Origin of the sequence: Aegicerativicinus sediminis, from assembly GCF_015476115.1 — a bacterium.
GTDB lineage: Bacteria > Bacteroidota > Bacteroidia > Flavobacteriales > Flavobacteriaceae > Aegicerativicinus > Aegicerativicinus sediminis.
Genome location: NZ_CP064295.1, coordinates 324528 through 350024 on the forward strand (window position 1 = coordinate 324528; position 25497 = coordinate 350024).

A 25497-nucleotide genomic window follows, 5' to 3' on the forward strand; every position below is an offset into this window, starting at 1 on the left:
ATGTTCATAGAAAGTTGCCTAATTAATTCTCTTGAATTGAGGCATTGGTTTTGGCCTGTTCAGATTTAATCTTCTTAAGTTCCGCTTGGGCCTCATCAACCACTTCAGGGAATTCATTAAAGTTTTTGATAACACTTTCTAAAATATAGGTGGCCTGGAAAGCATCGTTTAATGCATAATAGTTTTTTGCCATAACTACCAAACCTTTTGCACTGTAAAATTTGTAACTAGAATAATCCTTGGCAAGTTTTTGCACTACAGTATTGGAAGATTCAAAACTTCCATCCTTATGCTTAAAATAGGCATTGTAGTACAACGCTTCGGCTGCCAAAGCTCCTTGGGCAATTTTCTCAACTCTTGCATAGGCATTTCTAGCTTTTGTTTCATCACCAGTCTTAATAGCAGATCTTGCTATTATAACCTCAGCATCACTTTGAACCTTCGTATCAATTCTGGAAGTGTTTAAGACCTTTTCTGCATAGTAAACTGCCTGATTGTAATCTTTCAATTGATAGTAAGCATTCATTAAATTAGATTGCGCGTAAGTAACATTTTGTGGATAATCAGCCTCCGTTTCTAAACGTTTCAAATAGGAAACCGCTTCAGACCAATTTCCTTTATTTAATATTGATTCTGAAACCTTTACCAATGCTTGTTCGGTATACTCCCCATTTGGACGCTGTAAAATAAATTCATAATGAGGCACGGCATTATCTGGTAAATCCTTTTTAGTATATAATTCCGCTAAATAATAATGGGCCTTAAGGGCATTTACACCATTAGGAAATTCATTTAGGTATTTATTGAATTGTCTTATGGCTCCTTCTGTGTTGTTATCTAGATATTGTTTTTCAGCTGCTAAATAGGCAGTGTTTTCTAAATCGGCGTCAGTAACATCTATATAGTCTAAGGTTCTTACCCATCGCGCATATTCATCAGCTCTGCCAAGATCTATATAAATCAATCTCGCTGTTGAAACTGCTTGTACTGCTTCTTCAGAATTTGGGTATTGAGATGCAATCTGTTTAAATTTTGAGAGGGCTTTCTCGTTATCACCTCCATTATAAAACACCAATCCTTGTCTTAAAAGGGATTTTGAAATAAAAATGCTGTTTTTGTATTCACTGTTCAAACGGTCATACATGGCCAAGGCCTTACCATCATCTCCCATCTTTACATAAGTATTTGCAAGCTCGTACATTGCATCATCCCGTAAGTTTGAATTTTGGTAACCTCTGATGAAGGAATCCAATTGATCAACTTTGGTATTAACTTGTCCTAAATACCCATAACTCATTGCCTTTTGAAAATTAGGGTAATCGGTAGAAATCTCATGTATAGCAATTGCCTTATCGTAGGCGTCGATAGCATTTCTATAACTACTGCCTACAAAGTAGCCGTCACCCAATCTCAGATATGCATCGTTAGCCCTCAATTTATCATCCCCATTTTTATTGATATAGGATTTAAAACTATCTGAAGCAGCCGTATAATTTTTTAGCTTAAAATAGGTATAACCAATATTATAATCTATGTTATCAAATTCGGATGTATTAGCCACATTAGAAGACTGTTGAAAATCTTTGAATCCAATTAATGCATCATTGAAATTGCCCAGATTATAATCCGTCTCAGCCTTCCAAAAAATTGTTCTACCAGTAAACATGGCATCCATTTGCTGTTTCAACGATTTATTGAACATGTCTAATGCTCCCTGGTAATTCCCTTCATTATAAAGCTCAAGACCTCTATAAAATGTCACTTTTTGATAGGCGGATTTATTCTGAAACCCACCTTTATTTTCAATTAAATCTAATGCCTCTTCATAATTTCTGGATGTTATATAAGAATCTATAAGCAAATCCTCGATTTCTGACTTATAAGGTGTATTACCATAATTATTTAAATAATCCGAAAGAACTTGCGGAACAGATTGGTAAGGATTTCCTATTTCATAACTCAATTTTGCATAATTATACCATGCATCCTCTTGAATTTTCAAATCGTAAGTCATTTGGGATGCATTTCTAAATGCATTAAGGGCTTCTTGTTTTTTCTCTAACTCAATATAGCTTTCACCCAAATGGTAATATGCATTTTGAGCTACGGCATCATTACCTTCTATAATTTTATTGAATTCTGAAATAGCACTTTCATAATCACCTTGCTTATAGTAGGCATATCCTAACTGATAGTAATCAGTGTTATTCCATTTACCTCTTCTACCCTTAAATTCCTTTAAATAAGGGATTGCCTGACCGTATTGTTCTAGATTGAAATAACTCTCGCCTATAATCTTATTCAATTCAGAGATTTCGTTGGCATCGCTTTTCGGCAATTGTTCTTTGGCCAATTCAATGGCCTTCTCAAAATTTCCTAACTTAAAATTTAAATCGGCTTGGTAATAGCTTAGTTTTTCTTTGTATTTATCATCATCGCTAACCTGCTCAAAATATTCATTAGCCTCTTGATAGTCATCACCCTCATACGCCATAAAACCGATGTAATATTTAGCCTGTGAGCCATATGTTTTCGAATTTACTACGCGATTTAAATAATTCTTAGCCTCCTTTTGATTTCCTGATTGGTAAAGCGAATAGCCATACTGAAAATAAAATTTATCCTTTTCCGACCTGCCAACATTACCTTGATCCACCTTTTCATACCACTTCCTTGCTTGTGGATATTTTGAATTTTCAAAGTAATAATCCCCAACATCTAAAAATGCAGTATTTCTCTTGGTGCTAGTTGGGTACTCCTCAACAAAATCCATAACAAGCTGGTCCGCATTCTGTTGATTTAGCCTCACCGCACAGTTTGCAATGTAATAGGCACAATCTGATTTTAAATTTTCCGTTTTGGCATTGTCCTCAATAGCGTCGAACATAGATTGTGCTGCCAAATATTGTTGGTTATTATAAAGCGTCAATGCTTTTTGATAATCTACTAGATCATTTGTATAGATAGAAGTTTGTTGCGAATAAGCTAAGGTGACTACCAGAAAAAAAGTCAAAAAAAGCCTCATATGCGTTGCAATCATTATGTCCGATTTTTTGTTGATGACCAAAGATAACCTAATACAAACCCTATAACGGAGCAAAAAAATTTAAATTATAAACGAACTTATTAAATGCTAAAATTTTTTAGGATTGTTAGAGTAAGCTTTCAGGCAAATTATTAAAATGATACTTTTACATTTTCGAAATTGAAACAAACAATATGCCAGAAACAATTTTAGAACTTAAGGATGCTGCAATTTACCAAGGTGAAAACATGGTTTTATCTGACGTAAATTTTGAAATGCAGAAGGGCGATTTCGTTTACCTTATTGGCAAAACTGGTAGCGGCAAGAGTAGCTTCATGAAAACGCTTTATGGAGACCTAGAACTAACCCAAGGTCAGGGCGCTGTTGTAGATTTCGATTTAAGAACCTTAAAGGAAAAGGACATCCCTTTTCTTAGAAGGAAATTAGGCATTGTTTTTCAAGATTTTAAGTTATTACCAGATAGAACAATTAATGGAAATCTGGAATTCGTTCTTAGGGCAACGGGCTGGAAAGACAAAGAAGAGATTAAAGCAAGAATTGAATCTGTATTGGATAAAGTGGCAATGAAAACCAAAGGTTTTAAATTTCCCCACGAATTATCTGGTGGAGAACAACAACGTATTGCAATAGCTAGGGCTTTATTGAATGAACCAGAATTAATACTAGCTGATGAGCCCACAGGTAACTTAGATCCACAAACAAGTATTGAGGTGATGAAAGTCCTAAAAGATATTAATGAAAATGGTAATACTATTTTAATGGCAACGCATGATTATGCCCTATTACTTAAGTTCCCTAGCAAAACAATGAAACTAGACGAAAACAAGGTATTTGAAGTAGTACAGAGGAACCGTTAATTTTTAAACTTCACCAAAAAAACCCCAAAATTATTTAAGGTTTTGTTTGGATCTGAAGAGTGTTCCATAGGGATCATTATTGATTCAGCTTTGTTCAATGATCCCGATACAATCGGTTTATCACTTTTTTCCACATCAAAAACCTCAAAGGATTTATAGTCTTTCACTTCGAATAATTTAGGCGAAACTTTTACCGTACTTCCATCTTTAGAAAATAAGGTAAGTCTATAAACATTTGGTTGATCGTCATATCGAATAACTTGTAATATATCCGGAAGGTCAAAATCACGATTTAGCATCCATTCGCTTTTTCTATCTAATCCGTACCTCTTTTGCCAATCTTTAAATCCAAGTTTATTCCTTTTGGGAACATAAAATGGGGTGCCATTTTTGGTGAAATATTTGTTTTCGACTAACTGCCAATAATTAAAATATTTTTTGTCCAAATTATCAGCCCCGATATGCAAATAACCGCCATAAACCTTATTGTTATTGAACATTATAGACTTGGCATATAAAATCCGCAAGACGTTATTTCTACCTAATAGAATATTATTCTTTACCGAAACATTTTCAATTGGTGCATTAATATGAAAACCTAGGGTCAGACAGGGGGCATCACCATTTGCTTGATTAGTTTGAAAGTCAGTATTATGATACAATATGTTATTTACAATTTTTATATTCTTTGCAATATTTACCCCGTTGCGGTCATCTGTCCCCACTATAATATTATCAACGGGATTTTTGGCAGGTAACCCATTATTGAATAGCACATTATCGATTACCATAATATTTTTTACCCACTCCCTATTCGCATCCCGAGAGGCTGACCAAACTTCAATGCCCTTATAATAATTTCCAAAAATTATGTTCCCACCAATTAATCTGGTTTCAGTCTCACTGCTATTTTGAACATATATACCTTCCCCGGCACCGCGGCCGTTTCTACGAATAAAACCATTATCATAAATAAGGCAGTTAATAATTTTGGTGCCACCTGTGGTATTCCAAGAGCCAATACCCAATCCATTATTTCCGTGAATGGACAGATTTATAAATTCGCAATTGGTTCCTGAAAGGTGATCTATTCCAGCAAACTTTACAAAGTCTGGATGGTCTTCATTTCTAGTTTTCAGATGATATGGAGATATCTCGAAATCTCTAAAAACAACATTTGAACTTCTAATATTGAGAACTGCAGACTGTTTACTGTTTATATTTCCATTTAAAACAACCCTTTCATATGGCCTAGCAGTAACTATAATTTTCTTATATGTCTCACCATTTATAGATGAAGAAAAACGACCATTATATACACCGGCGTGTAACCAAATGACATCGCCACCTTTTAACTTTTTACTATTTAATGCAGTTTGAAGATCCCAGGGATGCTCCAAGCTTCCATCCCCAGACGGGGTACCAGGTGTTTTAGGATTTTCAGCAGGAAAAACATGATAACCTGATTGGCACCATGAAGACTGAACAATTAGAATTATTAGAAGGAATAGTCGATTCATAATTTGTTTTGATTCAATTTGCATGCCATGAAATGGAATTCTTTAATTTTAGAGGATTCAAAATTATGATTTCAGTACTAATTCCCATTTATAATTATACCGTCGCAAATCTTGTAAGGGAGATTCATAATCAGCTGATAGAAAGTGAGGTAACTTTTGAAATTATTTTGTTGGACGATAATTCCGATTTAGAGTTTATTAATCAATATCAGGAATTAAATGGTTTAGCTTATACTCATATAATATATTCAGAAAAGAATAGTGGCATTATAAGTGCAAGGAAAAAGCTTTCTGAACAATCTCAATATGAATGGCTTTTATTTTTGGATGCCGATGTGGAATTAACTTCAGAAAAATTCATCCGAAGTTATTTGTCTTTTATCAATAAGCAATATGAGGCAATTTTTGGGGGTTATTCATACTCCTATTTGCTTCAGGATGCAGAATATTCACTGAGATATTTTTACGGAAAATCTAAGGAAGCGAAAACAGCAAGGTATCGGAATTCTAGGCCGTACAAATTTGTTATTTCTGGAAATTTTGCAATAAAAAAGGTCACATATTTGAATTTAATTAAACGACTTGAGGGCTTGGGATATGGAAGTGATACATGCTTAGGAATTCTTTTAAAACAACAAAAAGTCCCAATTTACCATAGTGATAACCCAGTTAATCATAAAGGCTTAGATACGAACATCGAATATTTGAAGAAAATGGAAAAGGCGGCAGAAACTCTATTGAAGTTTGCTAACAAAAATGAAATTCCAAACATTGAGAACGACTTATTAAAAATCTATTTAAAATTAAAATCAATTCAATTAGATAAGACGATTGCTAAACTTTTTAGATTATCCAGAAATTCGATTCGGAAAAATTTGTTATCCTCAAAACCTAATATAAATCTACTCCAGTTATACCGATTGGGATACATTTGTTTTTATAGTCAACAAACTACCGAACTCACAAAATGACGTTTTCTGTAATCATAACGGTTTATAACAAGACCGAATTTATACAGGACACATTAAAAAGTGCGTTTGGTCAAACTTTTAAGGATTTTGAAATTATCGTTATCAATGATGGATCGACAGACGATAGCTTAGATAAAATTCGTGAACTTCAAAATGAAAAAACCAAAATAATAAATCAGGAAAACAGAGGTGTTTCGGCGGCGAGAAATAAGGGAGCAGAAATAGCGCTTGGTGATTATTTAGCATTTTTGGATGGTGATGATCTGTGGTTGCCGAATCATCTTGAAGTTCTTTTTAAGCTGATAGAAAACTATCCTGAGGCCGGTCTATATTGTACTGCCTATTCTCATATAAGGGAGGGTAAGATTTCTAGACGATCTGAACACTCATTAATTGCTAAGGAATTTTTTGGTATTGTAGAGGATTATTTTCAGAGTTCTATACCGGATTCTATCGCTTGGACTTCTGCAGTTTCAGTGAAAAAAATAATATTTCAAGAGTTAGAAGGTTTTAAAGATAATCTTAAATCCGGTCAGGATACTGAATTATGGGTTCGCATAGCATTAAATCATGACGTTGCTTTTTCCAATGAAGTGACTGTTTATCGAATGTTTTCCGAAAAATTAGATCACCTTTCAAATTCCAAATTTAGGGCAGATAGGGCCAAATGGTTGAATAATTTTAAGTCTGAAGAGAAAAATAATCATTCCTTAAGGCGCTATTTAAATTTTAATAGATTTTCGGCTGCACTGGACGCTAAAATTCATTTGAATGAACATTCCTTCAAAAATTTAGTATATCAAATAAACCCTAAAGACCTCAACCTAAAGCAAAAATTAATTCTTAGAATGTCTAGTAGCAATATCTTAAAACTGAAAAAACTTCAGAAATGGCTTTATAAAAATGGGGTGTATTTAAGCCCCTTTAAATAAAAGAAAGTCATCATACTCTCTAATATACTCATCCTCATTGAACTCGTTTGAGGCCAACACCAAACAAACTGCACCAGATGAAAAATTTAGTATTTCCCTCCAAACCCCAGTAGGAATAAATAACCCTTGATTTGGCTTATTTAGGGTAATTGTTTTTTTAAAAGCTGAATCATCCACCAAAATATCAAAACTGCCACTTAATGCGATAACTAAAGATTTTTGTTCTTTATGCGCATGGCCTCCTCTATAGGAATCGTGTGGAACATCGTATAAGTAATACACACGTTTAATTTCAAAGGGGATAATGTTTTTTTCAATAACCGCCAATTTCCCTCTTTCACTATGAACATCAGGTATCAAAATTTGTTTAATGTCATTAATCGTTGTCATTGAAAATTTGTTTTAATACATAAGCCCAATCTTTGGTAATTTCAGAAATGTCAAAACGTTGAACACTCTGTTTTGCATTCGATTTACATTTCAAATATAAACTTTCATCCCTCACCAATTTATTAAATGCCTCAGCTAATTTCAGAGGATTGTGGTTCTCTACTAATAAACCATTAAAACCATCCTGAATAATCTCAGAGGGACCACTTATTCCATCAACTGAAATTGTTGGAGTACCCACTGATAATGATTCTAATAAAATCATGGGAAAACCTTCATATCGGCTGGTTAAAACAGTAAAAAGCGCTTTTTTCATAAATGGAAAAGGATTAGGATCATAAGTGATAAAATGTATTGATTCTTCAAGTTTTCTTTGCCTTACAAAGTGTATTAAGGATTCCTTATCAGGACCATCACCCATAATAATCAAATGGATATTATTGACACTTAGAACAGAAGCTTCGTAGGAAGATATTAAGAGATGGAGATTTTTAACTCCCTCATCAATCCTTCCACTGAACAGAATGTATTTAAAATCAACGCTGATATGATTGGTTGATAATTGGGTATTCTCCTGAACGTCAATAGCATTATAAACATATAGTGATTTTACCCCATACAGTTCTTGTATTTTATTTTGGATATGCTGACTTACACCTAATAAGTAATTCTTGTTATATAAAAATTTGAAATATTGTCTGTTTACAGGAAGATAATTCTTTATGTTACCACTATGAACAACACTTAAAACCTTAGAATCTCGAAACAACATTTTCTGGAAAGTGAGTTCCTTAAAAAATTGAATTCTGGTTCGGTTATCTATGATTAAATCAAAGTTTTCTTTTTTAAAATATTTCTTAAGCATTCGCCATTTAAATACTTTCCGAAATAATGCTGAATGAAATTCTCGTTTTTCTTCTAGATTAAATAATTTCCCTGAATAATTATAATCTACTCCATTTAAAATAGTTACTATGTGAACCTCATGCCCTAAATTTTCTAAAATTCTAGAAATTGTAGCGGTAGATCTTGGCACACCCCCACCGGACAATTTCATGCATATAAGGCAAATTTTTTTATTTCTTAATGGAGACATTAAGGTCTATATTTGAAACAAAAGTATGTAATATCAATGAAGATATTGTTGTTGGGAGAATACAACTCTTCACATTATTCCCTTAAGGAGGGGTTAGAAAAACTAGGGCACGAAGCAATAGTCGTAGGTAGCGGTGATGGATTTAAAAAAAGGAAAGTTGATGTCCTTATTGATCATAGGTTTCGGTCAGGATTTCTAGGTTTATTCTCCAAAGCCCTTTATAAAATGACTAAGTTTCATTTACCATCCTGGTATGCTGAGCGGCAAATTAAAAAATCACTTCCCGATCCCGGGAATTTTGACATTGTACAGTTAATTAATGAATCAACTTTTAAAACCATCCCAAGGGTTGAAAAAAGAATATATAAGACCATTTTCAAAAGAAATAAAAATGTCTTTTTATTAAGTTGTGGCACGGATTATCCAAGTGTGAAATTTGCTAATGATGAAGGTTTTCAATATTCAATTCTTAGTCCATACAAAAATGGAAAGGGGACCAAAAAAGAATTTTGGCACGCCTTGATGTATTTAGAAAAGGATTTCATTAAACTACATAAATTTCTGTATTACCAGATTCGAGGAGTAATCCCTACTGATTTGGATTACTATATTCCCCTAAAAAACAATCCGAAATGTCTAAGCCTAATTCCTCATCCTATTAACACTGAAAGGATAAAATATATGCCTCTATCTATTACTGAGCCAATCATTATTTTTCATGGCATAAATCGTAACCATTATCATAAAAAAGGAAATTATTTATTTAAAAAAGCCTTATCCATTCTAAAACCGAAATATGGGAATAAGGTAAAAGTAATTGAAGTTGAAAACCTCCCTTACAATGAATATATTGATAGTTTCGATAAAGCTCATATTATATTAGACCAAGTTTTTGCATACGATCAAGGTTACAATGCACTTGAGGCCATGGCCAAAGGTAAAGTAGTATTTACGGGAGCTGAAAAGGAATGGTTAGACTATTATAACCTTACAGAAGATACCGTAGCCATTAATGCATTGCCAAATGTCCAGGCCATTGTTGAAAAATTAGAGTGGCTAATAGAAAACCCCTGCGAGATGGAAAAAATTTCCTTAAATGCGAGAAATTTTGTGGAGAAAGAACACAATTATATTTTAATTGCAAACAAGTTTTTGGAGAATTGGAAAAATGCCTCTATCCATTAATCCTCAATCTCAATTCCAGCGAAATCCTAGTGGTATTTGGATTTAAATTTACCGCCGCACCATGGATTAAAAATGGTGTAAAAATTAGGGCTTCTCCATACAATGGATTTGGGCGGTACAATTTAAACGGTCCGTCGGTAGTTTTAAGAATACATGGGACATAATAAGTGTTACCATTAATTTTGGCCGATTTAGCAGATGTACGAACAATATATTTTTCGCTCAACAAATGACTACCTGGCAAAACAGGCAATGAAGACAATTTATTGCAGCCAGCAATAGGAACCCATAAATTTAAAATATCCCTCCAATAAGATAAATAACCATCTCGGTGTGGAGGGTTAATATCTAAACTGTTGGGGCGAGATATCCTTAACTGCACATGAGTTTTATTCAATTCGGGAATAAAGGATGATAATTTGAGATGCAAATGCTCCCCAATTTTATCACATAAATCATTAATATTAAAGTTGAAATCTGAAATTTCTAGATTTCTTGTTCTTTCGATAACTTTTTGATGATGGTGGTCTGTAGAAACAAACCTGTGGTATTCCTCTAAACTAAAGGAAGTGAGGTCAGTTTCAGGTATGGCTTTACCAATTATATCAATTAATAAACGATTAATTTCCTCCTTTAAATCGCCAAACTCAACCTTATCAAGGATTTCAATATTATCATACCCCAAACCAGACCAAGGCAAATGATTTATCAAACAGTCTGTGGTAGAATATAAAATCTCATCATCACCAATAAAAAATTTTCCCTCGACTTCAAAAGAAAATTCTTCTCCATCTATAAAAATTTTACAATTTTCCTTCATTAAACGAGATCAAACTTGTTTTAAAATTAGAGGTTTTCGAAACATATAAAGGAGGATCAAAAAATAAAAACAATAATTTAAAAAATAACCAATTACCACACCCTGAATCCCATATATTCTGATGAAATACGTACTAAGAAGGTAAAATAATCCGACCGAAATTAATTCAGTAATAACATATGAAAAGATCATTTTCTTGGCTAAAAATTGGTAGGAAATAACCAATGCCATCACTTTAACAAGATCCCCTAACAATTGAAATAAGAACAAATTTTTCATGGGAAGAAACTCCTCGGTAAAAACCAGTTTAATTATTTGCTCTCTGAGAAAGTAAATTACAATTAAACCAATGCCAAACCACGGCAATATTGATTTGTAAAAATTGAAGACCTCTTTCCTGAAAACAAGTGAATCTTCAGCTCCAGAAAATTTGGGAAGAATATACAGGGTTAACAACGTACTTATAAACATCAGATAATATCTGGACAATCGATTCATTCCTTCCCAATATCCAGCCTCTGCGGATCCCAAATTTGAAATGATATAATTCCTAATAATAATATAAACCAATGGTAATAAAATGGCCGATACTAATGCCATAATGGAATATCCCCCAAGTTTCAACAAATATGTTTTACAGAAAGATTTCTTTGATAATTGACTAAGAATAGGTTTTATAATTGGTCTATAAAACAAAAGAATAAATAATAGGGCCACCTCTGAAAGTACGACAGCTATAAGAGCGCCCTTTAATAAATAATTCCAAATTAAAACTATGGTAATGGTTGCTGCCAGAATCTGGCCAGCAATTTGAATTTGTAAAAGTTTTTTGAATTCTGATCGACCATTTAAACTGGCCATGAACAAGGTATTTAAACTCAATAATGGCAAGGTGACCCCAAAAATTATTAGGACATATGAAAAAACAGTATTACCAGAGAATAGGTAGGCCGCGAGATCACTAGAATAAAAGGAAAGTACTATTCCTAGTAATACAGATATTACAATCACGCTTAAAAATGATGTGGAGATTAATTTGGTATTTTCTTGAGACTTTTCCTTGTTCTCAGCTAAGTACCTTACGATTCCATTATAAAAACCAAGAGTAGAAAAGGAGCGTAACCCATTAAAAAAATCTCGAAGGTTCCCAACCATAGCCAACCCTGAAGGCCCTACATAATATGCTAGAACTTTAGAGGTTAAAAAACCAACCAACATACGTATAACTACTGACAGCGAGTTTATGGAAGCTATCCTCAGCAATAAAGTCCTATCAAAAAAATTTAGAAGTCGTCTCAAAACGAGGACAATTTAAGGCAATTATTTGTTGTCATTGCCAATCACCCTGAACATAGAAGTTCCGAAGATTAAGAGGATAATTCCATAATACATTAAATGACTGAAAAAATGACCCATTACTACACCTTCCAGTCCAAATATATCTATTAGGTAAACACTAGAGAAGTAAAGCATTACAACCAAAAACAATTCTATTATCACAAAATGCATAAACATTTTTTTGGCGATAAATTGATAGGCGATTACAATTGAAAGGACTTTTAGAAAATCACCCATCAATTGCCAGAAAAACAAATCTGTTGCGGGCAAAAAATCATCTGTAAAAAACAATTTTATAATCCAATATCTCAATAAATAAATAACAACCAGACCTATTACTAGAACAGGAATTATGGCCTTATATAATTTTTTTATTTCCTCTTTAACCGCAATTTTAGTTTTTAAATTTTGAAACTTCGGGACTATATAAAGAGCTATTACAGAATTAACGAATAACAGGTAATAATCAGAAAGTCGGTTAATTGCTTCCCAATAACCAGCTTCAGAAATACCAACAGTACTTATAATATATTTCCTTATGAAGATATAAACCAAAGGCAGCCCAACGGAAGTAACAAGAGCCATTAAAGCAAATGGGCCAAAGCGTTCTAAAGTTTTTATACTCACATTACTGATCTTAACCTGGGAAACTAGACTTCTTCGATTTATTACGCCAATGGCCGTAATCATAAAGACCAAAGAGGGGGCAATAACTGACGCAATCAAGGCACCATCTATATTATTTTGGTAGATCAGTACTAAGGTTATTAACACACCTAAAACCTGTCCAATTATATTAATGATAAGAAGTAGCTTATATTTTGAAAATCCATTTAGTATGGAAAAGCAAAACATATTCAATGAATAAAAAGGCAGCGCTAAGGCAAAAATCTTAATAATGTAACTGAAATTATACCCAGAGGTGAAAAGAAATGAATTGAAGAATTCTGCATTATAATAAAATATAAATGACAAAATGAAAGTGCTAAAAAAGCCTAAATAGTAGGCTGTAGAAATCGTTTCACTTAGTCTAAAAATATTGCTCTTAAAAACTGAGATGTGCTTTACTAACCCCTTATAAAAACCAAGTATGGCAAAGGATTGGGCGGCAGTTACAAAATTGCGAATATTACCAATTAACGCCATACCTTCAACACCAATTAATAAGGCAATGGCCTTGGAAGTAATTAACCCAGCCAAAATTTTTGTAATAATTGTAGCCGTATTAAGTTGAGCCACCCTTATTAGAACATGGTCATTAATGTACCTTAGTAGTTGCTTCAATTAGTAACTATTAACAGCGTCTATAATTTTTTTGATGTCAGTTTCTGGAAGTAATGGATGCAATGGCAAGCTAATAATATTTGCTGAAAAATCAGAATTAGATTTAGAAGGTTTATTCACAAAGTTGTTTAATATAATTTCATCTTTCAATAACTGTGGGTAATGAATGTTAAAACCTATTTCTTTAGCCGTAAGATATTCAATGAAATGTGGGCGATTTTCAACCTTTATAACGAAAGCATAAAACACATGACTTTTAATGTTTTTGATTGTTGGTAACTTCACCTTGGAATTAATTATTTCTGAACAGTATCGTATTGCTATTTTTCTCCTAACCTCATTATCAGAATCTAATTCTTTTAATTTAACAGATAATATTGCTGCTTGAATCGAATCTAACCGACTATTAAAACCTATTTCAGAATAATTCCCATCCAGGTTTTTTCCATAATTCCTAATTTTCAAAATATGTTCAAATAATTCCTGATCATTTGTGGTTATGGCACCTCCGTCACCTAAGCAACCTAAATTTTTGGTCGGATAAAAACTAAAGGCAGCCGCATGCCCAAAAGATCCTGCCTTCTGCCCATTTTCATTTTCAGCTCCATGTGCTTGGGCCGCATCCTCAATTACCAAAATATTCTGAGTTTTGGCAACAGAAAGAATTTCACCCATGTCGCATAATTGACCATACAAATGGACTGGAATTATGGCCTTAGCGTGATTAATCTCAGCCAATATATCCTTTAAATCTAAATTATAGGTTTCAGGATTTGGGTCAACCAATAGAGGTTTCAAACCAGCATGTATTACTGCCAGTGCCGTAGCAATGAAAGTATTTGTAGGAACTATAACACCATCCCCCTTCTTTAATTTTCCTAATTCAACATAAGATTTTAAAATTAGGGTTAAAGCATCTAACCCAGAATTTACACCTACACAACAATTGGTACCACAATAATCTGAAAACAATTTTTCAAACTTCTCTACAGAATTACCTAGTATTAAATTGTCCCCACTTATAATTTCATTTAATGACTCTTGGTAACTTGATAAGAACCGTCCATTAATTTTATTTAAAGGCAAATATTCAATCATCCTAAATAGTTTTCCAAAAAACGATAGTTTTTGGTTTCAACCATATAGGTGGAATGCTGAACCATTCGAGCGCCAAAACCTTCCTTCCAATACAATAGGCTTTCATTAATACTACTACCAGAATCTATTGAGGAATGACCAAAATCAAAAAAATCTTTATGGTTAAAAACTTCATTTATTAGATGATGATGCAGAAAATCAATACTTCCCAATTCATTTTTAAACTCGTTCCCTGAAATATACTGCATATGCGCTACATATTTAGTTTCAAAAACGGTTGCTCCGGCAACAATATTATCTTGTTGGTAAACATTAAATTGCCTTATATTTTTTGGGAATTCAGTTTTTAAATTGTCTATTTCCTGTAACGCATGGACAGGAAAAACATTATGCTTATTCTGTAGATTAGGAATTAAAATATCATTCCAAAAACTAGAAAATTCTTTTTCCTCCTTTATAACCAAACCGTTAACCATTCCTCGTTTTATACCCTGTTTTCGATCTCGAGCAATTCTAAATGGATTTCTTAAATCTATAACTGAAAGGCCATCCATTCTTTTGATTGATGCTTCGGCTTTATGAAGTATTAAGGTCAATGCATCATTTGGTTGCGAACAGTAAATATGTGGAATTGGTTTTATGACTAATTCTGAAAACCCCTCCTCTTCTAAAAATTTGAGAAGATCACAAAAAATCTGATAAATCTTGTTAAACTTGACATTGGCCCTATAAACAAGGCTACCGTAAGTCAAGCCTTGGTGGGAGTAAATTATTCCATCTTTATGATTAGCTGGTAGGACCGCCAATAATTCATCTCCTTCATAAAACATTAGTGAAAAATCTTGAAATCGATCTTTATGATAATCCATAAAATGGCGATTATGCAAAAAAGTGCCATTCTTAGAATTGGCGACTAATGTGTTCCATTCTACTAAATACTTCTCAGAATATCTTACGATTTGCAATTGCTTGATGATAACTCCAAACTTTTAGAACATAAATTTATGAATGTAATTGCATTTGTGGTTTGGAAAAGGTAATCATTTAAAAACAAAAAGGGATTTAACTTTACCTAGTTGGCAAAGTTAAATCCCTAATTTTTAATTTGAAGGTTATATTAGGCTGTTTTAGTCCTTTTACGATCTACCTCTTTCAATAAGATTTTTCTTAATCGAAGATTCTTTGGAGTGACCTCTACATATTCATCTTTTTGAATATACTCCAATGCCTCTTCCAATGAGAATTTGATAGCCGGAACTATCCTAGCCTTATCATCTGCACCAGAAGAACGAACATTCGACAATTTCTTAGTTTTGGTCACATTTACAACCATATCATCCCCACGTGAGTTTTCGCCAATTACCTGACCCTCATAAATATCTTCACCTGGATCAACAAAAAATCTACCTCGTTCTTGAAGTTTATCAATTGAATATGGAATTGCTGTACCATTCTCCATGGATACCAAACTTCCATTTTGCCTTTCAGGTATGCCGCCTTTCAGTGGCTGGTATTCTTTAAATCTGTGCGCCATAATTGCTTCACCAGCTGTTGCAGTAAGCAGCTGGTTTCTAAGGCCGATAATTCCTCTAGAAGGAATTTCAAATTTACAAACCATTCGTTCACCCTTAGATTCCATGCTTAACAATTCACCTTTTCTAATGGTAACCATTTCAATGGCCTTGCCGCTCACTTCTTCAGGTAAATCGATAGTCATTTCTTCAACCGGCTCACACTTAACTCCATTTATCTCTCTTATAATAACTTGAGGCTGTCCAATTTGAAGTTCATAACCCTCCCTTCTCATCGTTTCAATAAGAACAGAAAGGTGAAGAACACCTCTACCAAATACCATGAATTTATCAGCACTGTCAGTTTCTTCAACTCTTAAGGCTAAATTCTTTTCCAATTCTTTGGTTAAGCGCTCTTTAATATGTCTTGAAGTCACATATTTTCCATCCTTACCGAAGAAAGGTGAATCATTAATAGTGAAAAGCATACTCATTGTAGGTTCATCAATTGCAATAGTTTTTAAGGCTTCAGGATTCTCAAAATCAGCTACGGTATCCCCAATTTCAAAACCTTCCAAACCTACTATAGCACAAATATCTCCAGCCTCTACTAAATCTACTTTCTTACGTCCAAGACCTTCAAAAACATGAAGCTCTTTAATTTTAGAGGTAATCACATTTCCATTTCTTTTTACCAAAGATATGTTCATACCGGATTTTAAAACCCCTCTTTGAAGCCTGCCTATGGCAATTCTACCTGTAAACGAAGAGTAATCTAAAGAAGTAATGAGCATTTGAGTATTTCCTTCCAAAACAATTGGTTCAGGTATATGCTCAATTACCATATCCAATAATGGCTCTATATTTTGAGTTTGTTGTTGCCAATCCTCACTCATCCAATTTTGCTTTGCAGAACCGTAAACTGTTGGGAAATCTAACTGCCACTCCTCGGCCCCTAATTCAAACATTAAATCGAATACAGCTTCATGCACTTCATCTGGAGTACAATTCTCTTTATCAACTTTATTGATAACAACACATGGTTTAAGACCCAATGAAATAGCCTTTTGAAGCACAAAACGTGTTTGTGGCATAGGGCCTTCAAAAGCGTCCACCAAAAGTAAAACACCATCTGCCATATTCAAGACTCGCTCCACTTCTCCTCCAAAATCCGCGTGGCCAGGGGTATCGATGATGTTAATTTTAGTTCCTTTATAATTAACAGAAACATTTTTAGATGTAATTGTAATACCTCTTTCACGTTCCAAATCATTATTATCAAGGATAAGTTCTCCAGTGGTTTCATTCTCACGAAACAATTCACAGTGGTGTAAAATCTTGTCAACCAAGGTAGTTTTTCCGTGGTCTACGTGGGCAATGATTGCTATATTTCGAATGTTTGCCATTTGCTTTTAAAAATTAAGGCGCAAAGGTACGTCTTATTTTCTCATCCTAATTCATAATAAATCAATAATTTTTTATGATGCCATTGGTTAACTGCTTTACTTTCAGAAAGATTAAAAATTCTGGCTAGCACGTTATTTTGGTATCTTTGTATCAAATTGAAAATAGATGGATCTAACCTCAATACCCAATATCAAACACCTTAACGAGAATAATTTCTTCTTGCTATGTGGTCCGTGTGCTATCGAAGGAGAAGAAATGGCATTAAGGATTGCAGAGAAAGTGGTTTCTATCACGGAAAAGTTAAAAATACCTTACGTATTCAAAGGAAGCTTCAAAAAAGCGAATAGAAGCCGTGTAGATAGTTTCACTGGGATTGGTGATGTAGAAGCCCTTAAAATATTAAGAAAAGTAAGTGAAACTTTTAACGTTCCTACTGTTACAGATATTCATGAGATAAGCGATGCAAAGCTGGCGGCGGAATACGTAGATGTATTACAAATTCCGGCTTTTCTAGTAAGACAAACAGATTTGGTAGTAGCTGCTGCTGAAACCGGCAAAACAGTAAATCTTAAAAAGGGCCAATTCATGAGCCCAGAATCTATGAACCATGCGGTTCAAAAAGTATTTGATTCTGGAAATCAAAATGCCCTAATTACAGACCGAGGCACAATGTTTGGCTATCAAGATTTAATTGTTGATTTCAGAGGAATACCTACAATGAGAACATACGCCCCTGTTGTTTTGGACGTTACTCATTCTCTTCAACAGCCTAACCAAAGCGAAGGGGTTACAGGAGGAAGGCCTGAGATGATAGAAACAATTGCCAGAGCAGGCGTTGTAAATAATGTCGATGGCTTATTTGTTGAAACACATTTCGATCCGAAAAACGCCAAGAGTGACGGGGCCAATATGTTACATCTGGATAAGTTGGAAGGCCTACTGACTCGATTAGTAGATATTCGAAAAACAATAAATCAATTTTAAATAAAAAAAACCATCGAATTTCTTCGATGGTTTTTTTTATTATTTATAACCGAAACTAGTTTTCTTCCGGAAGTTTACCTTTATCCTTTAAAGTATCATACATGATTGGTGTAGCGATAAATACCGATGAATAGGTACCAACCACAATACCTACAATAATTGCAAAGAGTAAATCCCTTAATGACTCTGCACCAAAAAAGAACATTGCCAATAGTACAATTAAGGTGGTAAAGGACGTATTTAAAGTTCTGCTTAATGTATTATTAATGGCTTCATTAATATGTTTCCCTCCTTTAAATCCTCCCTTTTCAGCCAAGGTCTCTCTAATCCTATCAAATACAACCACAGTATCGTTCAAGGAATAACCGATCACCGTTAAAATTGCAGCGATAAAGGCTTGATCTATTTCCATGCTGAATGGCATGATTGTGTATAACAGCGAATAAACACCTAATACTATAATCACATCGTGGAAGACTGCAGCAACTGCACCAAGAGAAAACTGCCATCTTCTAAATCTAATCAATATATATAAGAATACTACAACTAATGATCCAAGGACCGCCCAAACGGACGATTGTTTAATATCATCCGCAATTGTGGGACTCACTTTACTTGAAAACATCTTACCGATTTTCGCATCTCCAGATCCATCGACAAATTCAGCATAAGTAATACCTTCTGGCAAAAATGGTTTTAATGATTCAAACAACATTGTTTGTACTTCTTCATCTGCCTCAGCCGAGTTTTCGTCAACCTTATATTTAGTAGAAATTTTCAATTGATGGTCACCTCCAATTGTTTTTACTTCAGCACTTCCAAAAGCGTCATTCAATGCCACTTTCACTGCTTCATTATCAACATCTTGAGCGAATCTAACTTGATACGTACGACCTCCAACGAAATCAATACCCTGATCCAAACCACGCGTAAAAAGAGACGTTAAACTGATTACCAATAAAATTCCAGAAACGACATAGGCCATTTTACGTTTACTTATGAAGTTGAATTTTATATTTCTAAACCAATTTTTAGTAATAGGAGTTGAAAAATCTAATCTCTGATTTTTTCTAACACTCCAATCTACTAATAATCGCGTAATAAATATTGCTGTAAACAATGATGTAACAATACCTATTAACAAGGTAGTTGCAAATCCTTTAATTGGTCCTGTACCAAAAACAAATAAGATTATACCTGTTAATCCGGTAGTAATGTTCGCATCTAAAATTGAAGAAAGTGCATAAGAAAAACCATCCTTAACCGCCTCCTTCATTGCTTTTCCTTTATTGATTTCCTCTCTTACACGTTCAAAAATAAGTACGTTCGCGTCCACTGACATACCAAGAGTTAAAACGATACCCGCTAAACCAGGTAATGTAAGAACCGCTCCTAGTCCAGAAAGTACACCAAAAATTAGAAGGATGTTGAACAACAAGGCTATATCAGCATAAATACCAGCCTTACCATAATAAAAGAGCATCCAACAAACAACTAATAATAACGCAATTCCAAATGAAAGGGACCCACTTTCGATAGCTTCTTGACCTAATGAAGCTCCAACTTCATCAGCTTGAACGATGTCAGCATGGGCAGGAAGTTTACCCGCTCTAAGAACGTTTGCCAAGTCGGTTGCTTCATTGACGGTGAACGATCCTGAAATTTCTGAATTACCTCCAGAAATCGGACCAGTTGAAACCCCTGGAGCTGAGTAAACGATACTATCTAAAACAATAGCAATTTGACTTTGGTTCTGATATGCCCTTCCAGTCATATCTTCCCAAATTTTAGCACCTTTTCCGTTCATTTGCATGCTTACGGTAGGCTCCCCTCTTTGGTTATAGGCTTGCCTTGCATCCGTAATTACCGCACCACTTAACTCAGGTTCGTTATCTCTATTTCCCTTAATTGCATATAAATCCGCAAATTGGCTACCATCCGCTTCCTTACCCCAAGCAAATCTAACATAACGTTGTTCTGCCGGTAAAAATGAACGGTATTGCGGATCATTTAAATAGGTTAATACCTTTCTTTTGTCCTTAGAATTAAAAGTAGCAATGACAGGACCACCATTTCCCAAAGCAACAATCCCTAACGGATTTTGGTTTTCTATATTAGTGGAATCTGAAGCGATTTCACCAGTAAGTTCTGCAATTTTATCCTGTTCAGTCTGGGTACTATCACTTACCTCCTCAGTTTCCGCAACTTCCGAATTTTCTTGTTCTTGTTGAACCAATGCTTGGTTTACTTGGAGCACATAAGAGGCCATTTCTTCAGTTCTATATACATCCCAGAATTCTAATTGAGCTGTACTCTGAAGTAATTTTTTTATTCTTTCTACATCTCTAGCCCCTGGTAATTCAACCAAAATTCTACCTGTACTACCAAGTCTCTGAATGTTAGGTGATGTAACACCAAATTTATCGATACGCTTTCTTAATACTTCAAAGGCAGATACTATAGATTCGTCAACTTTTCTACGAAGAATACTTTTAACTTCATCGTCAGACATATTAATATTTACCTCGTCACTCAAAGTACGGTTGGCAAAAATGTCAGGAGAAGCTAATTTGGTATCACCTTTAATTTCATCGAAAGCCTGGAAAAAAGATTCTAAATAGGAATCCTGCGAATCCTTCTGAATTTCTTCAGCTCTATCTAAGGCTTGGTTAAATACCGGATCCTTACTCTTGTTTGCTAGACCTTCTAGAATATCCCTTACAGAAATTTGAAGAATTACATTAATTCCTCCTTTAAGGTCTAAGCCTAAATTCATGGCTTTCTCCTTAACCTCATTGTAAGTGAATTTAGCAATACCGATGTCAAAAACATCTATAGTATTCAATGAATCTAAATAACGAAGCTCCTCAGCATTTCTTAAATCTGGATTATCAAATTTACTTGCCGCGTGTGCTTCAGCCTCATCCTCAATCTGATTAGCTTTAAAGGTAAATGATAGCTGATAGATACTTACCAACCCAAATAAAACCGCAAAAAGCTTTACCAATCCTTTGTTTTGCATTATTATTTTATTTTATAGCGATCGAATTTTTTAAAACGTGCAAATATATGATTTCAAGTATGAAATGCCAATTAATTCTTTTTAAATAATGGCAAGGTAAAAAGTGCTAATTTTTGATAAACGAACTACACATTTATAAATATAAGAAGTAGCTCTTTCAAGTTACAATTCAACTTCCAAATGCACATCAATACAATAAACATTTACGGAAAGTTTTTAGAATTGCAAAATGAAAAATATTGAAAACTTTCTTTTATGATTTTTGTCATAGAAATTATTTTTTTGTCAACTTTTTATTGTTCATAAATTTTTATATATCTGATTATAAATAAATTAACAACTTTTTCTTGACAACTTTTTCAATTTTAGATTTAAGGAAACCTACATCTTTTATATATTCACATCCAGAAATTACCTATTTAACTAAACACAAACAACTATGCAGGTCGAGGCGCCAAAAAAGATTCAAAAAACATATACCCAAGAGGAGGCTTTCGAAGCTTCACTTGCCTATTTCAAAGGGGACGATTTAGCAGCAAGGGTATGGATTAATAAATACGCTCTAAAAGATTCAGATGGAAATTTATACGAAAAATCTCCTGAAGATATGCATTGGCGGATTGCTAAAGAAATTGCACGAATTGAACAAAATTACCCAAATCCTATGACGGAACAGGAAGTTTTCGATTATATATCAGGCTTCAGATATATTGTACCTCAAGGTAGCCCTATGGCCGGAATAGGAAATAAATTTCAAGTCGGCTCACTTTCAAATTGTTTTGTTATTGGAAATGACGGCAATAGTGATTCTTATGGCGGGTTGATGAAAATTGATCAGGAGCAGGTTCAATTAATGAAAAGACGTGGAGGAGTGGGACACGACCTGTCGCACATTAGGCCTAAGGGCTCCCCGGTAAAAAATTCGGCTTTAACATCAACCGGAATAGTTCCTTTCATGGAACGCTACTCAAACTCTACAAGAGAGGTCGCTCAAGATGGACGTCGAGGCGCATTGATGCTTTCTGTTTCAATCAACCATCCTGATGCGGAAGATTTTATTGACGCAAAAATGGAACAAGGGAAAGTAACTGGAGCAAATGTATCAGTAAGGATCGATGATGGTTTCATGCAAGCTGTTGAAAACAAATCATCATATAATCAAACTTATCCGACCTTTTCGAAAAATCCAGTGTACAAAAAAGAGGTCAATGCAGAAGAGCTTTGGAAAAAAATTGTTCATAATGCATGGAAATCGGCTGAACCGGGAATTCTTTTTTGGGATACCATAACAAGAGAATCCGTGCCCGATTGTTATGCGGATTTAGGATATAAAACTGTTTCTACAAATCCGTGCGGAGAAATCCCACTGTGCCCATACGATTCTTGTAGACTTTTAGCTATAAATCTATTTTCCTACGTAAACTCCCCTTTTACTAAAAAGGCCAAATTTGATTTTGATTTATTCAAAAAGCATATTGCAGCTGCTCAGAGAATAATGGATGATATTATTGATTTAGAACTTGAAAAAGTCGATACCATCCTCGCAAAAATTGATGCAGATCCTGAATCTGATGAAATTAAAAGAGTTGAAAGGAATTTATGGGTTAATATCAGAACAAAAGCTTTAGAAGGTAGACGCACTGGTATAGGAATTACTGCAGAGGGAGATATGTTAGCTGCTCTTGGAATAAAGTATGGCAGCAAAGAAGGAAATGATTTTTCTGAATTAATCCATAAAACCATAGCAGTAGAAGCGTATAAAGCTTCTGTTGAAACGGCCAAGGAACGTGGACCATTCACTATATATGATTCTGAAAGGGAAAAAGACAACCCATTTATCCTTCGATTAAAACAAGAGGATGAGAAGCTATATTATGACATGCTTGAGTATGGCCGTCGAAATATTGCTTTATTAACAATTGCCCCAACAGGTACGACAAGTTTAATGACACAAACTACGTCAGGCATCGAACCGGTTTTTCTACCAGTTTATAAAAGAAGAAGAAAGGTAAACCCTAATGATAAAAATGCCCGTATAGATTTTGTAGACGAAGTTGGCGATTCTTGGGAAGAGTATGTTGTATTCCATCATAGATTCAAGCAATGGATGGAAGTAAACGGTATTTCTACAGATAAAAACTACTCACAAGAAGAATTGGATAAACTAATCCTAAAATCACCATATAGTGGTGCAACCTCTAACGATGTTGATTGGTTGAGCAAGGTGCGCATGCAAGGTGCAGTTCAAAAGTGGGTTGACCACAGCATAAGTGTAACTATTAATTTACCAAACGATGTATCTGAAGAATTAGTTGGCGACCTATATATGGAAGCTTGGAAAGCTGGCTGTAAAGGTGTAACTGTTTACCGCGATGGTTCTAGGAGCGGTGTGTTGATTTCAAACGACGAGAAAAAAGAGGAAGATGAAACAGACACACTAACCAATTTCCCTACGAAACGACCTCAAGTTTTGAATGCAGATGTAGTGCGTTTCCAAAACAACAAGGATAAATGGATTGCCTTTATAGGTTTAATAGACGATAAACCCTATGAAATATTTACAGGATTAGCTGATGATGAAGACGGAATTTTGATACCTCGTTGGGTTGAAGATGGTCTGATTATTAAAAATCGAAATGAAGATGGCACGTCTAGGTATGATTTTCAATATAAGAATAAGCGAGGCTACAAAACGACTATAGAAGGCTTATCACACAAATTTAATCCTGAATTTTGGAACTACGCTAAACTAATTTCAAGTACATTAAGGCATGGCATGCCGATTGAGAACGTTGTTAATCTTATTAATGGCTTACACTTTAAAGATGAAAGTATCAATACTTGGAAGAACGGAGTTGCCCGGGCTTTAAAGCGCTATATAGAAGATGGCACAATGGCTTCCAAGGCCAAATGTGAAAATTGTAATTCTACGGAATTAATCTACCAGGAAGGTTGTTTAACCTGCAAGGATTGCGGTTCTTCCAAATGCGGATAGAGAATGGCAACCAAAGAAAAAGCCGCCTATTGGCGGCTTTCTCATTTTAATAACGTGATTAAATTCTAAAATTCTAACAAATCGTTGGTTTTACGAACACCTTGAGCGCTCTCTGAAATATGAGCTTTTTCTGCATCAGTCAATTCAATTTCAACAATTTGCTCAATACCTTTTCTGCCCAAAATTACAGGCACACCGATACAAATATCACTTAACCCATATTCCCCATTAAGAAGTGTAGAACAAGGAATCATTTTCTTTTGGTCGCAAGCAATGGACTGAACCAAAGCACTAACTGCCGCTCCAGGCGCATACCAAGCAGAAGTCCCTAATAGCTTAGTTAAAGTTGCTCCCCCAACCTTAGTGTCTTCTTTAACTTGATTTAATCTTTCTTCTGAAAGAAATTTAGATACAGGCACACCATTTCTAGTTGCCATACGAGTTAGAGGTACCATACCTGTATCGCTGTGGCCTCCAATAACCATTCCATCAACATCGCTAATAGGGGCACCTAAAGCTTCAGCCAAACGGTATTTGAAGCGTGCAGAATCTAACGCACCACCCATTCCAATAATTCTATGTTTAGGCAAACCTGTTGCTTTATGCACCAAATACGTCATAGTATCCATTGGGTTACTTACAACAACAATTATTGTCTCAGGCGAATGTTCAATTAAATTTGAAGAAACCGTCTTTACGATACCGGCATTAATCCCAATTAATTCTTCGCGGGTCATTCCAGGTTTTCTAGGGATTCCAGAAGTAATTACACAAATATCACTGCTAGCTGTTTGAGAGTAATCATTTGTCACTCCTGTTATTTTGGTGTCAAAACCATTAAGTGAAGCCGTTTGCATTAGGTCCATCGCCTTACCTTCAGCATATCCTTCTTTTATGTCTAATAAAACAACTTCACTTGCAAAATTTTTCATTGCAATATATTCCGCGCAACTTGCCCCAACGGCACCAGCTCCAACAACTGTAACTTTCATTTTATATGTAATTTTTTATGATTAAAATTTACCCACAAATTTAAGCCTT

Annotated in this window: 18 protein-coding genes; 6 read left to right on the forward strand and 12 right to left on the reverse strand. The window is 34.5% G+C overall.

All coding sequences use genetic code 11. The annotated features are described in order from the left end of the window. Window positions 1-22 precede the first annotated feature (22 nt). A complete protein-coding gene (locus ISU00_RS01460; protein WP_228852264.1) occupies window positions 23-3040 on the reverse strand; it encodes a tetratricopeptide repeat protein in 3018 nt (1005 codons plus the stop codon). A 179-nt stretch (window positions 3041-3219) separates the two neighbouring features. On the opposite strand from ISU00_RS01460, the gene ISU00_RS01465 reads away from it, so the two are divergent. Then, window positions 3220-3903: a cell division ATP-binding protein FtsE gene (locus tag ISU00_RS01465; RefSeq protein WP_228852265.1), complete on the forward strand. Its 684-nt coding sequence runs from the start codon at window positions 3220-3222 to the stop codon at window positions 3901-3903. Here the strand turns inward: ISU00_RS01465 and ISU00_RS01470 are convergent. Continuing rightward, the gene (locus ISU00_RS01470; RefSeq protein WP_228852266.1) at window positions 3900-5423 is read right to left on the reverse strand and encodes a right-handed parallel beta-helix repeat-containing protein; all 1524 of its coding nucleotides are present in this window, start codon (window positions 5421-5423) and stop codon (window positions 3900-3902) included. The two genes, ISU00_RS01465 and ISU00_RS01470, sit on opposite strands and share 4 nt — an antisense overlap. A gap of 65 nt (window positions 5424-5488) precedes the next feature. On the opposite strand from ISU00_RS01470, the gene ISU00_RS01475 reads away from it, so the two are divergent. Together ISU00_RS01475 and ISU00_RS01480 are read left to right on the forward strand one after the other, a co-directional pair. Beyond that, entirely contained in the window at window positions 5489-6394 is a 906-nt protein-coding gene (locus tag ISU00_RS01475) for a glycosyltransferase family 2 protein (RefSeq protein ID WP_228852267.1), read from the forward strand. Further along, window positions 6391-7326 (forward strand): glycosyltransferase family 2 protein, encoded by a 936-nt coding sequence (locus tag ISU00_RS01480; RefSeq protein ID WP_228852268.1) that lies wholly within the window; start codon window positions 6391-6393, stop codon window positions 7324-7326. Before ISU00_RS01475 ends, ISU00_RS01480 begins: the two co-directional genes overlap by 4 nt. On the opposite strand, the gene ISU00_RS01485 is transcribed toward ISU00_RS01480, so the two are convergent. Continuing rightward, a complete protein-coding gene (locus ISU00_RS01485; RefSeq protein WP_228852269.1) occupies window positions 7309-7716 on the reverse strand; it encodes a sugar 3,4-ketoisomerase in 408 nt (135 codons plus the stop codon). The two genes, ISU00_RS01480 and ISU00_RS01485, sit on opposite strands and share 18 nt — an antisense overlap. Next, window positions 7703-8812, reverse strand: coding sequence for a glycosyltransferase (locus ISU00_RS01490; RefSeq protein WP_228852270.1), 1110 nt, complete (start codon window positions 8810-8812; stop codon window positions 7703-7705). The genes ISU00_RS01485 and ISU00_RS01490 overlap by 14 nt, the downstream gene beginning before the upstream one ends. Window positions 8813-8848: 36 nt before the next feature. Between ISU00_RS01490 and ISU00_RS01495 the strand changes: the two genes are divergently transcribed. Continuing rightward, window positions 8849-9997, forward strand: coding sequence for a glycosyltransferase (locus tag ISU00_RS01495; protein ID WP_228852271.1), 1149 nt, complete (start codon window positions 8849-8851; stop codon window positions 9995-9997). Here ISU00_RS01495 and ISU00_RS01500 read toward each other — a convergent pair. From ISU00_RS01500 to typA, 6 genes are all read right to left on the reverse strand, one after another. Then, a complete protein-coding gene (locus ISU00_RS01500; protein ID WP_228852272.1) occupies window positions 9987-10817 on the reverse strand; it encodes a phytanoyl-CoA dioxygenase family protein in 831 nt (276 codons plus the stop codon). The two genes, ISU00_RS01495 and ISU00_RS01500, sit on opposite strands and share 11 nt — an antisense overlap. A gap of 9 nt (window positions 10818-10826) precedes the next feature. Next, on the reverse strand, window positions 10827-12116 hold the full coding sequence (locus ISU00_RS01505) for an O-antigen translocase (RefSeq protein ID WP_228852273.1): 1290 nt from the start codon (window positions 12114-12116) through the stop codon (window positions 10827-10829). Window positions 12117-12137: 21 nt separating this feature from the next. Then, entirely contained in the window at window positions 12138-13439 is a 1302-nt protein-coding gene (locus ISU00_RS01510) for an O-antigen translocase (protein ID WP_228852274.1), read from the reverse strand. Beyond that, window positions 13440-14537: a DegT/DnrJ/EryC1/StrS family aminotransferase gene (locus tag ISU00_RS01515; RefSeq protein ID WP_228852275.1), complete on the reverse strand. Its 1098-nt coding sequence runs from the start codon at window positions 14535-14537 to the stop codon at window positions 13440-13442. Continuing rightward, entirely contained in the window at window positions 14534-15406 is an 873-nt protein-coding gene (locus ISU00_RS01520) for a GNAT family N-acetyltransferase (protein WP_228852276.1), read from the reverse strand. Before ISU00_RS01520 ends, ISU00_RS01515 begins: the two co-directional genes overlap by 4 nt. A 248-nt stretch (window positions 15407-15654) precedes the next feature. Then, window positions 15655-17454, reverse strand: coding sequence for a translational GTPase TypA (gene typA, locus ISU00_RS01525; RefSeq protein WP_228852277.1), 1800 nt, complete (start codon window positions 17452-17454; stop codon window positions 15655-15657). A 166-nt stretch (window positions 17455-17620) separates the two neighbouring features. Between typA and kdsA the strand changes: the two genes are divergently transcribed. Next, complete coding sequence (kdsA, locus tag ISU00_RS01530) at window positions 17621-18439, forward strand: 3-deoxy-8-phosphooctulonate synthase (protein ID WP_228852278.1); 819 nt, start codon at window positions 17621-17623, stop codon at window positions 18437-18439. Between the two features lie 55 nt (window positions 18440-18494). On the opposite strand, the gene secDF is transcribed toward kdsA, so the two are convergent. Then, on the reverse strand, window positions 18495-21461 hold the full coding sequence (gene secDF / locus ISU00_RS01535; RefSeq protein WP_228852279.1) for a protein translocase subunit SecDF: 2967 nt from the start codon (window positions 21459-21461) through the stop codon (window positions 18495-18497). A gap of 439 nt (window positions 21462-21900) precedes the next feature. On the opposite strand from secDF, the gene ISU00_RS01540 reads away from it, so the two are divergent. Continuing rightward, window positions 21901-24456, forward strand: a complete 2556-nt coding sequence (locus ISU00_RS01540; protein WP_228852280.1) for an adenosylcobalamin-dependent ribonucleoside-diphosphate reductase — start codon at window positions 21901-21903, stop codon at window positions 24454-24456. Between the two features lie 65 nt (window positions 24457-24521). Here ISU00_RS01540 and mdh read toward each other — a convergent pair whose 3' ends face one another. Further along, window positions 24522-25448: a malate dehydrogenase gene (gene mdh / locus ISU00_RS01545; protein WP_228852281.1), complete on the reverse strand. Its 927-nt coding sequence runs from the start codon at window positions 25446-25448 to the stop codon at window positions 24522-24524. Window positions 25449-25497: the final 49 nt, after the last annotated feature.

Bases quoted from the DNA above. Each gene is read 5' to 3' on its own strand.
- ISU00_RS01460 (WP_228852264.1), bottom strand. From the start codon at position 3,040: ATGATTGCAACGCATATGAGGCTTTTTTTGACTTTTTTTCTGGTAGTC.
- typA (WP_228852277.1), bottom strand. From the start codon at position 17,454: ATGGCAAACATTCGAAATATAGCAATCATTGCCCACGTAGACCACGGA.
- mdh (WP_228852281.1), bottom strand. From the start codon at position 25,448: ATGAAAGTTACAGTTGTTGGAGCTGGTGCCGTTGGGGCAAGTTGCGCG.
- ISU00_RS01485 (WP_228852269.1), bottom strand. From the start codon at position 7,716: ATGACAACGATTAATGACATTAAACAAATTTTGATACCTGATGTTCAT.
- ISU00_RS01475 (WP_228852267.1), top strand. From the start codon at position 5,489: ATGATTTCAGTACTAATTCCCATTTATAATTATACCGTCGCAAATCTT.
- ISU00_RS01540 (WP_228852280.1), top strand. From the start codon at position 21,901: ATGCAGGTCGAGGCGCCAAAAAAGATTCAAAAAACATATACCCAAGAG.
- ISU00_RS01500 (WP_228852272.1), bottom strand. From the start codon at position 10,817: ATGAAGGAAAATTGTAAAATTTTTATAGATGGAGAAGAATTTTCTTTT.
- ISU00_RS01490 (WP_228852270.1), bottom strand. From the start codon at position 8,812: ATGTCTCCATTAAGAAATAAAAAAATTTGCCTTATATGCATGAAATTG.
- ISU00_RS01465 (WP_228852265.1), top strand. From the start codon at position 3,220: ATGCCAGAAACAATTTTAGAACTTAAGGATGCTGCAATTTACCAAGGT.
- ISU00_RS01515 (WP_228852275.1), bottom strand. From the start codon at position 14,537: ATGATTGAATATTTGCCTTTAAATAAAATTAATGGACGGTTCTTATCA.
- ISU00_RS01495 (WP_228852271.1), top strand. From the start codon at position 8,849: ATGAAGATATTGTTGTTGGGAGAATACAACTCTTCACATTATTCCCTT.
- ISU00_RS01480 (WP_228852268.1), top strand. From the start codon at position 6,391: ATGACGTTTTCTGTAATCATAACGGTTTATAACAAGACCGAATTTATA.
- ISU00_RS01470 (WP_228852266.1), bottom strand. From the start codon at position 5,423: ATGAATCGACTATTCCTTCTAATAATTCTAATTGTTCAGTCTTCATGG.
- ISU00_RS01520 (WP_228852276.1), bottom strand. From the start codon at position 15,406: ATGGATTATCATAAAGATCGATTTCAAGATTTTTCACTAATGTTTTAT.
- secDF (WP_228852279.1), bottom strand. From the start codon at position 21,461: ATGCAAAACAAAGGATTGGTAAAGCTTTTTGCGGTTTTATTTGGGTTG.
- kdsA (WP_228852278.1), top strand. From the start codon at position 17,621: ATGGATCTAACCTCAATACCCAATATCAAACACCTTAACGAGAATAAT.